This window comes from Flavobacterium sp. PL12, from assembly GCF_039123485.1.
GTDB lineage: Bacteria > Bacteroidota > Bacteroidia > Flavobacteriales > Flavobacteriaceae > Flavobacterium > Flavobacterium weaverense.
The window spans coordinates 69,917-85,612 of the sequence record NZ_JBANDI010000016.1; the positions used below are offsets into that span (position 1 = coordinate 69,917).

At 32.6% G+C, this 15,696-nt stretch carries 12 protein-coding genes; 10 read left to right on the forward strand and 2 right to left on the reverse strand.

The genetic code is table 11. The annotated features are described in order from the left end of the window. Positions 1-43: 43 nt before the first annotated feature. The 3 genes from RCH19_RS09025 (at position 44) to RCH19_RS09035 (ending at position 3,038) form a co-directional block, all read left to right on the forward strand. The gene (locus RCH19_RS09025) at positions 44-820 is read left to right on the forward strand and encodes a helix-turn-helix domain-containing protein (protein ID WP_343022945.1); all 777 of its coding nucleotides are present in this window, start codon (positions 44-46) and stop codon (positions 818-820) included. Positions 821-994: 174 nt separating this feature from the next. Then, entirely contained in the window at positions 995-2,386 is a 1,392-nt protein-coding gene (locus RCH19_RS09030) for an exonuclease domain-containing protein (protein ID WP_343022946.1), read from the forward strand. 175 nt (positions 2,387-2,561) lie between these two features. Then, a complete protein-coding gene (locus RCH19_RS09035) occupies positions 2,562-3,038 on the forward strand; it encodes a hypothetical protein (RefSeq protein ID WP_343022947.1) in 477 nt (158 codons plus the stop codon). 283 nt (positions 3,039-3,321) lie between these two features. Here RCH19_RS09035 and RCH19_RS09040 read toward each other — a convergent pair whose 3' ends face one another. Together RCH19_RS09040 and RCH19_RS09045 are read right to left on the reverse strand one after the other, a co-directional pair. Next, positions 3,322-3,900: a ferritin-like domain-containing protein gene (locus RCH19_RS09040; protein ID WP_343022948.1), complete on the reverse strand. Its 579-nt coding sequence runs from the start codon at positions 3,898-3,900 to the stop codon at positions 3,322-3,324. Between the two features lie 15 nt (positions 3,901-3,915). Further along, a complete protein-coding gene (locus RCH19_RS09045) occupies positions 3,916-6,057 on the reverse strand; it encodes a catalase (protein WP_343022949.1) in 2,142 nt (713 codons plus the stop codon). A gap of 363 nt (positions 6,058-6,420) precedes the next feature. Here RCH19_RS09045 and RCH19_RS09050 point away from each other — a divergent pair, with 363 nt between their 5' ends. The 7 genes from RCH19_RS09050 to RCH19_RS09080 all read left to right on the forward strand — a co-directional run bounded on the left by RCH19_RS09050 (position 6,421) and on the right by RCH19_RS09080 (position 15,305). Next, entirely contained in the window at positions 6,421-6,615 is a 195-nt protein-coding gene (locus tag RCH19_RS09050; RefSeq protein WP_121926594.1) for a hypothetical protein, read from the forward strand. A 138-nt stretch (positions 6,616-6,753) separates the two neighbouring features. Then, on the forward strand, positions 6,754-7,197 hold the full coding sequence (locus tag RCH19_RS09055) for a hypothetical protein (protein WP_121926595.1): 444 nt from the start codon (positions 6,754-6,756) through the stop codon (positions 7,195-7,197). 392 nt (positions 7,198-7,589) lie between these two features. Next, positions 7,590-8,024: a response regulator gene (locus RCH19_RS09060; RefSeq protein ID WP_343022950.1), complete on the forward strand. Its 435-nt coding sequence runs from the start codon at positions 7,590-7,592 to the stop codon at positions 8,022-8,024. A 14-nt stretch (positions 8,025-8,038) separates the two neighbouring features. After that, complete coding sequence (locus RCH19_RS09065) at positions 8,039-12,007, forward strand: PAS domain S-box protein (protein WP_343022951.1); 3,969 nt, start codon at positions 8,039-8,041, stop codon at positions 12,005-12,007. 408 nt (positions 12,008-12,415) lie between these two features. Then, the gene (locus RCH19_RS09070; RefSeq protein WP_343022952.1) at positions 12,416-14,122 is read left to right on the forward strand and encodes an FAD/NAD(P)-binding protein; all 1,707 of its coding nucleotides are present in this window, start codon (positions 12,416-12,418) and stop codon (positions 14,120-14,122) included. Positions 14,123-14,358: 236 nt separating this feature from the next. Then, entirely contained in the window at positions 14,359-14,727 is a 369-nt protein-coding gene (locus RCH19_RS09075; RefSeq protein ID WP_343022953.1) for an SdpI family protein, read from the forward strand. 158 nt (positions 14,728-14,885) lie between these two features. Continuing rightward, positions 14,886-15,305, forward strand: coding sequence for a PH domain-containing protein (locus tag RCH19_RS09080; protein ID WP_343022954.1), 420 nt, complete (start codon positions 14,886-14,888; stop codon positions 15,303-15,305). Positions 15,306-15,696 lie beyond the last annotated feature (391 nt).

Here is a 15,696-nt window from a genome sequence, read left to right on the forward strand (position 1 = left end):
ATTTTTAGCTATATTTGCTGTTACAAATTATAACAAAGTCGTTATGTCATTATTTTCAGACAATATCAGAGCCCTGCGTGTGAAGCATAAAATCTCACAGGAAAAAGTAGCCGAAAGCCTTATGATTACTAGGGGACGTTATGTGAAGTATGAAGATGGAACTTCAGAAGCGCCCTATGAAATCCTCAAGAAAATGGCGCAGTATTACCAGATTAGTATTGATTTATTATTATCTGTTGATGTGCGTAAAATTGAAGTGGGAGATTTATTAAAACTCGAAAATAACCGATTGATTTTACCCATTCAAGTAGATCAAATGGGAGAAAACCGCATTGAAGTAGTGACTCAAACCGTAAAAGCAGGATATCTAAATGGGTATGCTGATCCTGAATATATCGAACAATTACAGCAAATTTCTTTACCATTTTTAGGAGTAGGTAAATACCGTGGTTTTCCGGTTGAAGGGGATTCTATGCCACCACATCAGGACGGCGATATTATTGTGGGTAGTTATGTAGAACGATTAGGCGAAGTTCTAGATGGCAAAACTTATATTTTGATTACTAGGAGCGAAGGGATGGTTTATAAAAGACTGAATAAGAACAAGAAAAATGCTTTAGTTGTAGCATCTGATAATTATTTCTATCCGCCTTATGAAGTCAAAGCGTCTGATATTTTAGAAATTTGGGAATACCAATGTAGCATTGCCCGAAGCGATAGAAAAACAGAAGCCTTAGAAAGTGATACCATTAAAAATATGTTTGTAGAATTGAAACGAGACATCAAAGAAGTGAAAAACAGTATTGGTCTTACTAATTAATTTATTCGAAATCAAAAGTGGCACAATTTTTAGGTTTACACTAAAACTTAAATGTTCTATTTAATTCAAATGAGTTTAACCATATAATTATTTTATTCTAAATTATTTCTAAAATTAAAGTTGGAGAACTTTTGCTTTCAAATACAAACGAGAGTATAACTCAGTATTAAAAAAATGAAAAATCAGGAATACGCAATCGTAGATATTGAAACTACAGGAGGTAATGCAAGTCATAGCCGCATTACTGAAATCGCTATTATTATACATGATGGAACAAAAGTGATTGACCGCTGGGAAACACTTGTAAATCCACAGAAACATATACCGCCAGCTATTTTTGCGCTGACTGGTATTACAAACGAAATGGTTAGTGATGCACCCATTTTTGATACTATTTCAGATAAAGTTTTTGAATTGCTTTCTGATCGAGTTTTTGTTGCCCATAATGTCAATTTTGATTATTCTTTTGTACGTCACGAATTAGAAAGTGCAGGACTTAAATGGACTGCTAAAAAATTGTGTACCGTAAGAGCTTCTCGAAAAATTAGACCAGGAATGCTTTCGTACAGTTTAGGCCGACTTTGTAAATCATTAGATATTGATTTAGAAAATCGTCACCGCGCTGGAGGAGATGCCGATGCAACAGCAATTTTATTTACTAAATTGTTAGAATGGGACAGTGAAAACGAAATGGATAAAATGATCAAGAAAACATCTCAAGATCAAAGACTCCCACCGAATCTTCCACCAGAGGATTTTGAGCAATTACCTGAAAAACCTGGTGTTTATTATTTTTATGACGAGCATAAAAAAGTAGTCTACGTAGGGAAAGCGGTTAATTTAAAAAAACGTGTTGCATCACATTTTGGTGGGCATAAAATCACACCACAAAGACAAAATTTCTTACGGGATATACACGCGATTTCTTTTGAAATTTGTGGTACTGAATTAATGGCTTTATTATTAGAATGCACCGAAATAAAACAATTGTGGCCCATTCATAATAAAGCATTAAAAAAGTTTGAACCTAAATTTGGTTTCTTCGAATATGAAGCTAGAAACGGATATCGGTACTTAGCCATTGGTAAACTAGCTAAAAATCAAAATTGTATTGAAACTTTTGATAGTATTTATAGCGGGATCAATTTATTGCAAGAATTAGCTGCAAAGTTCGAAATCGATAATCGCTTTTGTAAGTATGGAAGTCTGTCAGATGGTGCATTTATGGCGCCGAATGATTCTACAGATTTACCAGAAATAGAACAGCACAACGAGCAAGTTCAAGCAGCCATAGATTCTTATTTAAATAGCAGACAAAGCTTTGCTATTATTGATAAAGGTCGAACAAAAGAAGAACGCAGTTGTATATGGGTTGAAAAAGGACATTTCTACGGAATGGGTTATATCGATATGGATGTTGTAATTAATAATCCATCAGAAGTAAAAGAACATTTAACACCTTATAAAACGAATCAATATATTATGCAATTGATTTTTGCATTTGCAAAGAAGTACCCAAGAAATGTACATCTTCAAAAAGATGATTTAATGGATCTAGAGGATTAAAAATTTTTAAGAAAGATTTCTAAATTAACTTTGATTAATTATTAGCGCCTACAACTTAAATCTCCGACTTAAATTATTTTAAGACGAATTTTTAGACAAAAGCGATACTAAGCATTTTATTTCTTCGTAAATTAGCAATAGTTATAAACTGGATTATTAATTAATAAAAATTGCTATGAAAAAATTAGGTGTTTTTTGTTTGCTAGTAACTTGTATCGGATTACAGAGCTGTAAGAATGATAAAAGTGAAAACACTCTCGAGGTTAAGGATGTTAAGGATGCAACAAGCACCGAATGTTACCAAGCAATTTACGAGCAGGATACACTGAATTTGAAAATCCTAACTTTCAAAGACGGAGAAATAAATGGTAATATGGAAATGGCTATTGATAACATGCCAACAAAAGTGGGAGAAATAGTTGGAGAGTTTAAAGGCGATACTTTATTTGCTAGTTATACCTTTATCCAAGGAGGCAATAAAGAAAAAACGTTTAAAAATCCAATGGCATTCTTAAAACGTGGTGACCAACTTATCTTGGGTAATGGACAAATACAATTAACAATGGGAGCTTCTCATTTTGTGAAAGGAGAGCCAATTGACTTTGAGAAAGTAAAATATAAATTTAGTCCTGTGGATTGCGTTGAAAAGTAGTAATACTTAAAGGGAAGAGAAATCTTCCCTTTTTTATTTGGGGACGTTTACACATTAAAGTGTAAATACTGAGTTGTAAATCAATTAAAATACAATTCAATTAATTTAGGATCTGCATTATTTAAAGTGTTGAAAAAATATTTATTAGATTACCTTTTTAATAAAGGTATTAGAATAAAAAATAAGTAGTTTAGAAGTAAATTTCACTGAAATAAGGAACTTATAAAAAGCAAAAAATCTGCATACTATGCAGATTTTTTGCTTGCTATTATTAAGCGAAACATTATTTATTTTTAACAGCTATATTATTTATAGCATTTAATGCCACATCATTTAAAACAGTATCGGACTCTTTTTCTTCAGCTAGTGTTTGTGTTAAGAGTTTAGCAGCATCATTTTCACCAAGCGCTTTTGCAAAGGCTACTAATGTACCATAAGTTGCTATTTCATAATGCTCGATTTTTTGTGACGCTGAAATTATTCCAGCATCTCTTACCGCACCGGGCATAGTTTCTTCGATAATGCTATCACCTTCTTTTAATAGACCTTCCATAGCATCACACTTTTTACCTACAGCTTTTTCACCAAGAAGATCAAAAACATTTTGTAATCGAGCCACTTGATTTTTCGTTACAGAAAGATGGTCATTTATTGCTGATTTAAGAGCCACAGCAGTTGCATTGGCTGCCATTTTAGGTAATGCACTTACTAATGCATTTTCTGCCCAGTATATATCTTTTAAACTTTCGATAAATAAATCTTTTAATGTTGCCGCAGCATTATTAGCTGGTTGTACAATCAATTTATCGTCTTTGTCTTCAACTTTTTTATCTTTTTGTTTTGGTTTTTCTGAATTTTTCATAAAATCTAATTTTTGTTATTTATATAAGTTTTCTTCACGCTCCCAGAAACGGTGTTTACCCATTGCTGTAATAAACTCTTTTCTAAAATCACCTGAAGCTTTTTTATCCGACATAATAATTCCTTTATCATTTTTACTAATCTTTGATGCTAATGCCGCAGCTTTAATAACTTTTTGACCTTCACCATCAGCAGCAATAACTTTACAATGCTTGTATGCATCATTTAAAAACTCTTGCACATCATCATTTTCTGCAAGCACTTTTATATCTTGACCGTGCGGAATATAAACCGAATCAAAAAGTACTGACGCTGAAGTAAGCAAACTAAAGTCAACGGGAATTGCTCCATCTTTATCAGTTTTCAAACTTCCCAGATGAGGTGCTATAATAAAACCTTTAGCATCTTCCTTTAATAATGCATTTTTCATGCTGTTTACACTATCCTCAGAAACGCCTGCTGAACAAAGTATAGCTACTTTTCTAGATGCAATTGTCTTAGAATTTGTTGGATTTTTAAGCATTGTCAGTGCGTCAGATGTAGCAATTGATTGTTTTACTGTTGTGGATTCTTGGCTTCCCATCTCGTTTTCTGGAGATACACCGTGATTCATTGGCTTCTCGGTTGAAGCAGGAACTGTAGCTCCTAAACCCACTGCAACTTTCTCAGCTAATTGTTTATCTACTTGCGCTAAAAGACCGAGCATTCGAACCCTAATAGCGGTTGTTTCAACTTTACCAAGCTCAAACTGTAAAGCTTTAACAATATGACTTTTTTCTATGTCCGTTTGACTGTTAAAAAATAATTTTGCTTGTCCAAAATGATCGTTAAAGCTTTCACTTCTTCCTCTAATTTTATGCGAATCGATTCGCTCATTAAAACTAGAAAATCCACCTTCACTTATTTTTGCTTGGTAAGGACATCCACCGCCTAACGAATTTGGGTGATAACTAACACGACCCGTATTAATTTCTTGTCGCATATGTCCGTCGCGCTGATTATTATGTGTAGGTGCTATACTTCTATTAATTGGAATTTCGTGGAAATTTGGACTACCTAATCTAGATAGCTGAGTGTCAGTATAGGAAAATAGTCGGCCTTGTAAAAGCGGATCATTGCTAAAATCAATACCAGGAACTAAGTGCCCTGGATGAAAGGCAATTTGTTCTGTTTCTGCAAAAAAGTTGTCAGGATTTTTGTTGAGCACCATTCTTCCCACTATTGTTACAGGAACGAGTTCTTCTGGAACGAGTTTAGTAGGATCTAATAAGTCAAATTCATATTTATGTTCATCGGCTGTCGGTATAATTTGAACTCCCAATTCCCATTCTGGGAAATTTCCCGTTTCGATCGCATCCCATAAATCTTGACGATGGAAATCAGAATTTTTTCCAGAAATTTTTTGCGCTTCATCCCATGCTACTGCATGCGTTCCTAATTTTGGTTTCCAATGGAATTTTACGAAAACGGATTCATCTGCTTCATTAATAAGTCGGAACGTATGTACACCAAATCCTTCCATCATTCTTAAACTCCTTGGAATTGCTCGATCCGACATAATCCACATAATCATGTGCATCGACTCTGGCATTAACGAAATAAAATCCCAAAAAGTGTCGTGAGCAGAAGCTGCTTGCGGCATCTCGTTATGCGGTTCTGGCTTTACAGCATGTACTAAATCTGGAAATTTGGACGCATCCTGAATAAAGAAAACTGGCATATTATTACCAACTAAATCATAATTTCCTTCTTGAGTATAAAACTTCACTGAAAATCCTCGTACATCTCGCGCTAGATCAGTTGAACCACGAGAACCCGCTACAGTTGAAATTCTTGCAAATACGGGTGTTTTTAACCCTTTAGTTTGTAAGAAACCTGCTTTTGTTAATTCTGGTATGGGATTAGTTACTTCAAAAAATCCGTGCGCTCCAGATCCACGTGCGTGCACAATTCTTTCTGGTATTCTCTCGTGATCAAAGTGTGTTATCTTTTCTCTTAAAATAAAATCTTCCAATAAGGAAGGTCCACGTTCACCCGCCTTTAATGTATTGTTATCGTCGTTGATTTTTAGACCTTGATCTGTTGTCAAAAATTTGTTAGTTCCGTCTGATTTGTTTTTAGACAAATCACGCTGTTTTTCGTCCTGAAAATTTTCCATATAGTTGTTGCTTTTAAAATTTTGTTTAATAGTAATGTGTTTAAAAAGTCTACCACTTTTATAATCCGTAACTTTTTACTAATCCAAAATTATTTAAACAATTGTAGTCCTGATTATATAATTTTAATTAAATATTACATCATTTAATTATTTAATCAACTGTTTGTTAGTTGATTGTATTTTTGTTAGTTTTAAAAATTGTAAACTTTAGTATTTTTTCTAGCGTTAATATTTGGATTATTTTATTTGTTTAAAACATACGAAATAGTACAACGAGTAAATTCTATAACATTAAACAAGAATTGTATAACGCAAAAAGTCAAGATTCTGCTTAATTTTATTAAAAATTTAAAACAAGATATTATGAGCACGAATAATCACACTCCGCAAAATTCAAAAAAAACAGGATCAGATAATAGAAGCGATATGAGAAAACATCAATATAAAGATCATGATGAAGTTTTAACTAATGATGAAAATTACGATGTAGATACTCAAAAATTTAAAGGCGAAAAACCTGATTTTGATGATAAATTGAACAATGAAGAGAAGAAGTAAATAATTTATAAAAGCGCCCTAAAATTAATTTTAGGGCGCTTTTATTATTTGTTTCGAAAGTTAAGGATGCGTTGTTATAATTATTTTTATTAATTGTATTCAAAACATCCAGGTAGTAAATTTGTAATAAAAATAACGATGAACAATAATAATATATTAGCAGGTTTAGGAGGCGCGATTGTACTCACAATATTGAATGAATCATTAAAACATCTTCATGGTGATATGCCACGAATTGAATTAGTGGGAGAGGAAGCTGTTCAAAAAACTGCATCTTATTTTGGTATTGATATAGAAAACCAAGATGCATTGACTGGAGCGAGTTTAGTTGGTGACTTAGTTAGTAATACTGCTTACTTCAGCTTAATTGAAGGAGAAGGAAATCAACTATGGACTAAAGCAGCATCAGCGGGAGTTTTTGCAGGTTTAGGTGCTATTAATATTCCAAGTAAAATTGGTTTGAATGATGAGCCAGTTACAAAAACCAACAATACTAAATTATTGACTATTGGATACTACTTAGCAGGAGCGTTAGCTACGGCTGCTATAGTGCGCATTTTTGAAAAATTTGAGAAAAAGTAATTTTATTGAAATATTGAATTTTGCATTCAAGCAATCAAAAATTTCCAGAGCCATTTTTTAAAGTAGCATTTTACGTACCTTATTCTTTCTTTCTTTACAGGGTTTCAATAAGTGCATTTAATAGAATTCATTAGCTATTTCTTTAAAGTAATCATCGGTAAGTGTTGATATATAAAGCAAAGCAGTATTTCATTAGTGTAACATTAAAAGATTTTAATTAGTGGTACAAAAACTATTTAAACAGTTGTTAATATTTTTTGACTTAATTTATTTTAGTTCTATTTAATAGTAATAATTTTTCCTATTTTTGAAAAGACTTCTAAAACATAAATTCATTATTTAATTTGAATTTTGGTTTAAATTCTAGTCAAAATAACTTTACTAGTTGGTTTATGGAAAAACTTTTACTTGCAGACGATGATATGGATGATCGATTATTTTTTCAAGATGCTGTTGAAGAGCTCAGCCTATCAATTAATTTAGTAACTGTTTGCGATGGCGTTGAATTAATGGAATTACTCCTCAATAATCAAGAACAATTGCCAGATGCCCTTTTTTTAGACCTCAATATGCCAAGAAAATCTGGCTACGAATGTCTTTCTGAAATAAAATTAAGTGATACGTTAAAAAGTATTCCAGTTGTTATTTTCTCTACTTCATTAGATCCTGAAATTGTAAATAAATTATATGATAATGGCGCACATTATTATATAAGAAAACCAGGTGATTTTAACGTTTTGAAGAAAGTTATTTATGAAGCAACGGTCTTACTAGGGCAGAATAGTAGTGACCAACCTGATAGAGTCGACTTTATAATTCATTCATAATTAAATAATTTACTTTGATTAATTCAAACAATCAATTTTACTTCCTCAATGGTGGTGGCGAAATGGGACATCTTATTCGCGAAAAAAACTGGAATCAAACACCATTGGGCGATCCGTCAACTTGGCCACAAAATTTACAAACTACAGTTTCTTTAGTTCTAAACAATCCTTTTGCGATGTACGTTGCATGGGGAAAAGAACGTATCCAAATATACAACGACGCTTTCCGCACTATTTTAGGAAATCATAAACATCCGAATGCTTTAGGATCAACTTCTCATGAAACATTTTTAGAAATTCGGAATATTATTGAACCAATGTTTGATACGGTGATGAATGGCCAAGCAGTTGCTCATTCTGATTTTATGTTGCCGTTAGATAGAAACGGTAAAACGGAGGATTGCTACTTTGATTTTTCCTTCAGTCCAATTTTTTTAGAAAGTAGTGAAGTTGGAGGAATACTTGTTACCATTATTGAAACGACTTCACAGCACATTGCGGACGATGATTTGAAGGAAAGTGAGCAGCGATTTAAAGATATGGCTGATAATATACCTAACTTATCTTGGATGGCAAATCCAGATGGTGAGGTATATTGGTATAACAAAAAATGGTATGAATATACAGGAACAACTATCGAAGAAATGCTAGGTTGGGGTTGGAAGTCTGTATATAAAGAAGAAGAGCTTTCATCAATTTTAGAAGGATGGAATAATTCTCTACAAGCAGGTATTCCATTTGAAATGATGTATCCAGTAAAGCGTCATGATGGCGTTTATCATCATTTTTTGACTAGAGCGCTACCTTTAAAAAACGATGAAGGAGTAATCGTTACTTGGTTTGGAACCAACACTGATATTACTGCACAAAAAATAGCGGAAGAAGCCGTTGCGGAAAGTACTAATGAACTCGAGTTTGTTATTGAAGCAGCTAAACTAGGTACTTTTGACTTTGACCCAATTTCAAATAAATTTTTTAGTAACAAGCGTTTAAAAAATTGGTTTGGACTTTCTGACGAGAAGGAAATTGATATTATTGAAGGAATAAAAGTCATCGCTGAATACGATAGAGAAAAGGTTGTACAGGCGATTGCAGCTACATTAGAGTATTCTTCTGGAGGTAATTACGATATTTCATATGATATTATAAATCCACTTTCGAACGATAAAATAACGCTACATGTTAAGGGTAAAGCTTTGTTTAATAAAGAGAAAGTGGCTTACCGTTTTAATGGCACAGCAGAAGATATAACAGCACAAACTATTGCTCGTAAAAAATTAGAGCAGAGCGAGAATAATTTACGTCTGATGATTTTGCAAGCTCCTATAGCCATTTCCATACTTCGTGGTCCGGATTATATAGTGGAAATTGCAAATAATAACGCTTTGAAATTATGGAATAAAACAGAAGATCAAATAGAAAATCGTTCCATTTTTGAATCAATACCTGAATTAGAACATCAAGGAATAAAAGAAATATTAGATAATGTGAGAGTTACTGGTGAACGCTTTGCCACTACGGAACTTCCTATTGAAATCATGCGCAATGACAAGTTAGAGATTGTTTATATGAATTTTTCATATGAGCCTCTTTTCGACGAAGACGGTAATAGTAATAAAATAATGGCCATCGGATTTGATGTAACTGATCAAGTAACTGCTCGTCATAAAATCGAAAAAAGTGAAGAGAGTATTAGAAGTCTTGTCGAAAGCGCTCCATTTCCAATCGCTGTTTACACAGGTGAAGAGATGCGAATTACTCTTGCTAATCAATCTGTAATTGAGGCGTGGGGAAAAGAAACTGATGTAATAGGTAAATTATACAGTGATGTTTTGCCAGAACTAGCAAATCAAAATATTTACGAACAAATAAGAGGAGTTTACGCTTCAGGAATTGCTTTTAGCGCAAAGAATCAGCGTGTAGGAATAGTTAAGAATGGAATTTTCAAATATTTTTACTTTAATTACAGCTTTACTCCGTTACGAGATTCTTTAGGAAAGATTTACGGAGTAATGAATACTGCGGCCGAAGTAACAGAATTAAATGAAGCTAAGGAAAAAATTGAGGAAAGTGAAAAACGTTTCCGAGATGCGATGCATCAAGCTCCTGTTGCAATGGTTATTTTAAGAGGTCAAAGTAATGTTGTGGAGATGGTTAATGCCACTTATCTAGAAATCGTTTATAAAACTGAGGACGAATTTTTAGGAAAGCCTTTATTTGAATCCTTACCAGAGGTAGAAGTTGTTATTGATCCAATTATAAAAGGTATTTACGAAACTCAAAAAGCGTTTTTTGGTTACGAGTTTCCAGTAACTTTAAAACGATTTGGTAAGAGTGAATCCGCATATTTTAATTTTGTTTATCATCCACTTATTGAAGGTAATACCGTTACTGGAATAATGGTCGTTGCTACAGATGTAACTAATAATGTAAATGCAAAAAAGGCATTAGAAGATAATGAACAAAGACTAAATCTAGTAATTAGTGCTAGTGAACTAGGAATATGGGAATTAGATTTAGTAACAGATGAAACTAAAGTTTCCGCTCGTGCTCTACAAATTTTAGGGGTTCCTAATGAAAAAAATCCTAAACGTGATTTACTTTCAAGTAAGATGCATCCAAGTGATATGGCAATCAGAAAATCTGCATTTGAAAAAGCTCTAAAAACGGGTGTGTTACATTATGAAATTAGAACTATTGTAGATGAGGTGATTCATTGGATTGAAGCTAAAGGGAAAGTGTTTTTTAATTCAGATAATCGGGCAATTCGCATTATCGGAACTTTACGCGATGTCACTGAGGAGAAAAATATTCAAACTCAATTGCTTGAGAGAGAACAAAAATTTAGATTGTTAGCAGACTCGATGCCTCAGTTTGTATGGACTGCAGATGAGGAGGGCAATCTTAACTACTTTAATCAAGCCGTTTTTGATTTCTCTGGATATTCAAAGGAGGACATGATCGAGCACGGTTGGATTTCCATTGTGCATGACGATGAAAGAGAAGCGAATATTGTAAAATGGCTCGAAGCAATTGCAACTGAAAAAGATTTTTTAATAGAGCATCGTTTTCGTAAAAGCGATGGGACTTACCGTTGGCAGTTAAGTCGCGCAATTCCGCAGCGCGATAAAGAGGGTAAAATTACAATGTGGGTAGGAACAAGTACCGACATCCAAGATCAGAAAATGTTTACGAACGAATTAGAAAGACAAGTTTCTGAAAGGACTAAAGAGCTTTTTAATAAAAATGAGGATTTGGAAAAGATGAACCGAGAATTGCAATCTTTTGCATATATCTCTAGTCATGATTTGCAGGAACCTCTTCGAAAAATCCAAACATTCGCTACCCAAATAAAAGAGGGTGAAAGTGAAAATCTTTCTCCAAAAGGCAAGGATAAATTTTTAAGAATGCAAAATGCTGCCAATAGAATGCAGACATTAATACAAGATTTACTTGCTTATTCTAGAACGAGCGTTCAAGAACGCGTTTTTGAAAAAGCTAAGCTGTCACTTATTGTAGAGGAAGTAAAGGAAGATTTAGAACAAGAATTTTTAGACATTAATGATACAATTTCTATAATAAGTGATTGTGAAATTGACGTAATTCCATTTCAGTTTAGGCAATTGTTATTTAATTTGATAAGTAATTCATTAAAGTTTACAAAATCTGAAAACGCTCCAAAAATTATAATAGAATGTAAATCGGGATTAGGTTCTGAATTTGATAATCCAAAGCTAATTGATTCGAGAAACTACTGTTATATAAAATTTCAGGATAATGGAATTGGTTTTGAAACGGAGTATAGTGAAAAAATCTTTGAAGTGTTTCAACGTTTACATGGTAAAGAAAAATTTGACGGAACAGGAATTGGTCTAGCAATTGTTAAACGAATTGTGGACAATCACAATGGAATTATAACTGCAACTGGAATTTTAAACGAAGGAGCTACTTTTCATATTTACATTCCTTATTCTGAAATGTAAAAATTACAATTCTTGTAAAATCATAAGCTTTCGACAAGTTAAAAAATGTTCGTCATTCAATTGACGGACATTTTTTTTGTCTTGCTAATTACTTATTCGAACCAAAATTTAAAAATCCTTATTTTTTTCGCTTCAATTCATCCGTTGACTCATTTAAAGGAAAAAGATATAATCACGAAATTACATAATGCATCAAACTTAAAATTCTATAAAATTTTTCAAATATTCAGTAAATGAATAATGAGGTGATTATTTAATTTTATACTAGAGTAATTCTGGAAATATTTTGGCTTTTAGTAGAAAATTTTGGATAGAATCCATTACATTATTGTCTTGTTATCATTTAATCAACAATTCTTCTAAGCCTTTACTCTGTTAAATTATAATTTTCAATATGATATAATTTTAATGAAAACTAAAAAACGAATTGCTATTGTAGGCGGAGGACCAAGTGCATTATTTCTATTTAAAAGATTAATTCATTCGGGGATCTCTGATTTTGAAGTAGACATATTTGAAAGAAAAAAAGTTCTTGGTGCAGGAATGCCGTATAGTCAAGAGGGAGCAAATAGAGAACATATTACAAATGTATCTGGTAATGAAACTCCAGAATTAGTTTCTTCAGTTGTGGAGTGGTTAAAAGAGCAGCCTAATGAATTGTTAGAATCATTTTACATTGATATTACTACGATAAACGATTATAAAGTACTTCCTAGATTACTTTTTGGCTATTATTTGACAACTCAATTTGATTTACTCTTACAAATTGCTTCAGATATAAAAATAAAAACTACAGTTCATTATGAAAGTGAAGTATTAGACATCAAATACGATGCTGAAAATAAGGAAGTTTGGCTTTATACTTCACAGTCAAAACTGAAATTTGATGATGTGATAATTTGTACAGGTCACTCTTGGCCATCTAAATGGGAAGGTAAGCATGACGGATGTTTTGATTCGCCTTATCCTCCTTCAAAACTTGAATTGAATTTAAATCACGCTGTTGCATTGAGAGGTTCGTCGTTAACAGCGATTGACGCTATACGAACATTAGCCAGGAAAAATGGGACTTTTTCAACAGATGAGGACGGAAATATAAATTATACTCTAAATAAAGAAAGTGCGAATTTCAGCATTGTGATGCATTCGAGAGAAGGTTTGCTTCCAGCTCTTCGGTTCCATTTGGAAGATCCTCATTTAAGTAATGACTCGTTATTAACTCCAGAAGAAATACAAGATCATAAAGATAACAATGATGGGTTTCTATCATTAGATTATATTTTCCAAAAAGATTTTAAGGACATATTCAAAGATAAAGATCCTGATTTTTATCAAAAAATAAAACATTTAAATATCGAAGAATTTGTCGATGCAATGATGGAGCTGCGAATTCGCTTGGATTCATTTCAATTACTAAAAGCAGAATACGTTGAGGCGGAGAAATCGATAAAAAGGCAAGAATCTATTTACTGGAAGGAAATGCTTGCGGTTTTAAGTTTTGCAATGAATCATCCTGCAAAGCACTTTTCTGCCGAAGACATGGAAAGGTTACACAAGGTTTTAATGCCATTGCTAAGTATTATTATAGCTTTTGTTCCGCAAAAATCGTGTATCGATCTGTTGGCTCTTTACCAAGCTGGAGTTTTGTCAATAGTTTCAGTTGGTCACGAAAGTGAAATTGAGCCACAGGAGGAAGGTATTATTTATAAGTACTATGATGAAAAAAATACTTTGCATTCGCAGTCCTATCGTACGTTTATAGATTGTGTAGGGCAGCCTCATTTATCTTTCAAAGATTTTCCTTTTACTAGTTTGAAAGCAGATAAGAATGTTAGCGCAGCTAAACTGCGATTTCAAAATAACAAGATTGGTGAAATTGCATTGTCGAAAGGAGATTCAAGCGTTGAGGTTGATAGTCAAGGGAATTATTATAGGACAGTATCTGGAATTAGTATAAATGATAAGTTCCAAATTCTAGATCATTATGGTGCAAATAACGAAAATATTTACATCATGGCAGTTCCTTATATTGGAGGCTTTAATCCTGATTATTCTGGACTCGATTTTTGTGAAGCTACCTCATTACATATCGTTAAAAGTATTCTTGGGATGTAACTAGCATTAATTCTTAAGGTAGTGGCTTTTGTAATCGTAATTCTAAAAAGATAGTCATCAAAGCATTTTCGAAAATTTAAATATTGATACTGGTAAGAATTTGCGATTAAATAGCTAATTATTTCTAACAACCTGGTACCAATATTAGATTCCATTTTGAAATAGTAGAAACACTCTTTACTTTATATTTTAAAAACGATATCTTTAGAGATAAAAATGTTTTAAAGAGTATAATCATGATCGATTCCTTGAACGCTATATCTCAAAATCCATTAATAAATATTCCTTTTTTTGTCGGATTAATGTTTTTGGCGGCTGGAATTATTACGCGCGCATTTCCTCCGCGAAAAATTAATTCACTTTATGGCTATCGATCAACTAGTTCAATGAAAAGTCAAGAGAGATGGACTTTTGCTCAGGAATATTCATCTAAAGAAATGATTAAATTAGGTTTACTTCTTTTCATATGCGGCTTTCTGGGTTTGATTACTAATTTTAATGATTCTGTAAATTTAGCTTTAGGATTGGGATTAATGTTTTTAATTTTGACAGTGCTAATTTGGAGAGTTGAGAAAGCGATTAAATCCAAATTCAATGGTAATTAAGAGTATAAATTTCAGGGCTGGACTTAAATGTTTTTATAATTCACACATGTCTGGACCGCACAAACTTTAAGGTAAAATAGTAGAGTTATAGACAACGATTCTGTGAAGAGAATTTTTCGTGAGAGCCAAGCTTAATAATGTAGAAAAAGGATAATAAAATGATAAAACGGTATAAATCGAAGATAGGTCTTGAATTAGTAATTCCGTTAACTTTAATATTTGGTACTACTTTATTTTTACAATTAATTGTAGAGCAAAATTTGTTAGCGATCGCAATAGTAGTACTTATCATTATTTTAATAGTTCATATGTTTGTAACGACTCATTACACTATCAACGGAGATATTTTAGAAATTAAGTGTGGTTTTACATTTAAAGAAACAGTTGATATCAAAACAATAAAAAGCATTTCAGAAACTAATACTATTTTAAGTGCGCCAGCAACATCGATTGATAGGATCGAAATTCAATATGGGAAATTTGATTCAGTTGTTATTTCGCCAAAGCAAAAGCTGGAATTTATAAATGACATTGTTGCAATAAATCCAGCTGTAGTAGTACACTTCAAAATTAAGTAAATGCTGAACTTTCAATAATGCATGCGGAATTCGGTTTAAGAATATAATCAGGCAGGACTTTTTTGCTGTTATATATTAATTGCTTTTAATCACTTGATAAACTCAAAAGATTTCTCCTCAGTAATTTTATTGCAAATTCCAGCTATATTGACCACCCAATTCCAATTTAAAGTGAGCACCTGATTCCAATTCAAAATGACCACTTAATTCCGGAGCAAAATGACCACCTCCATTTTTCATTAAAAACTACTTTTTTTCATCTGTTAATTAGTAATGCGAATCAAGGGTTAAAAAAATAAATTTATAAAAGCAGATGCTATTTTTCCAAAAATATGGACTAGTAATCCCTTACTTGACCTTACTTTACTAGCTTTTTGAATATCTGTTTTTT

Bases quoted from the DNA above. Each gene is read 5' to 3' on its own strand.
- RCH19_RS09060 (WP_343022950.1), top strand. From the start codon at position 7,590: ATGGAAAAACTTTTACTTGCAGACGATGATATGGATGATCGATTATTT.
- RCH19_RS09035 (WP_343022947.1), top strand. From the start codon at position 2,562: ATGAAAAAATTAGGTGTTTTTTGTTTGCTAGTAACTTGTATCGGATTA.
- RCH19_RS09045 (WP_343022949.1), bottom strand. From the start codon at position 6,057: ATGGAAAATTTTCAGGACGAAAAACAGCGTGATTTGTCTAAAAACAAA.
- RCH19_RS09030 (WP_343022946.1), top strand. From the start codon at position 995: ATGAAAAATCAGGAATACGCAATCGTAGATATTGAAACTACAGGAGGT.
- RCH19_RS09040 (WP_343022948.1), bottom strand. From the start codon at position 3,900: ATGAAAAATTCAGAAAAACCAAAACAAAAAGATAAAAAAGTTGAAGAC.
- RCH19_RS09080 (WP_343022954.1), top strand. From the start codon at position 14,886: ATGATAAAACGGTATAAATCGAAGATAGGTCTTGAATTAGTAATTCCG.
- RCH19_RS09050 (WP_121926594.1), top strand. From the start codon at position 6,421: ATGAGCACGAATAATCACACTCCGCAAAATTCAAAAAAAACAGGATCA.
- RCH19_RS09075 (WP_343022953.1), top strand. From the start codon at position 14,359: ATGATCGATTCCTTGAACGCTATATCTCAAAATCCATTAATAAATATT.
- RCH19_RS09070 (WP_343022952.1), top strand. From the start codon at position 12,416: ATGAAAACTAAAAAACGAATTGCTATTGTAGGCGGAGGACCAAGTGCA.
- RCH19_RS09055 (WP_121926595.1), top strand. From the start codon at position 6,754: ATGAACAATAATAATATATTAGCAGGTTTAGGAGGCGCGATTGTACTC.
- RCH19_RS09025 (WP_343022945.1), top strand. From the start codon at position 44: ATGTCATTATTTTCAGACAATATCAGAGCCCTGCGTGTGAAGCATAAA.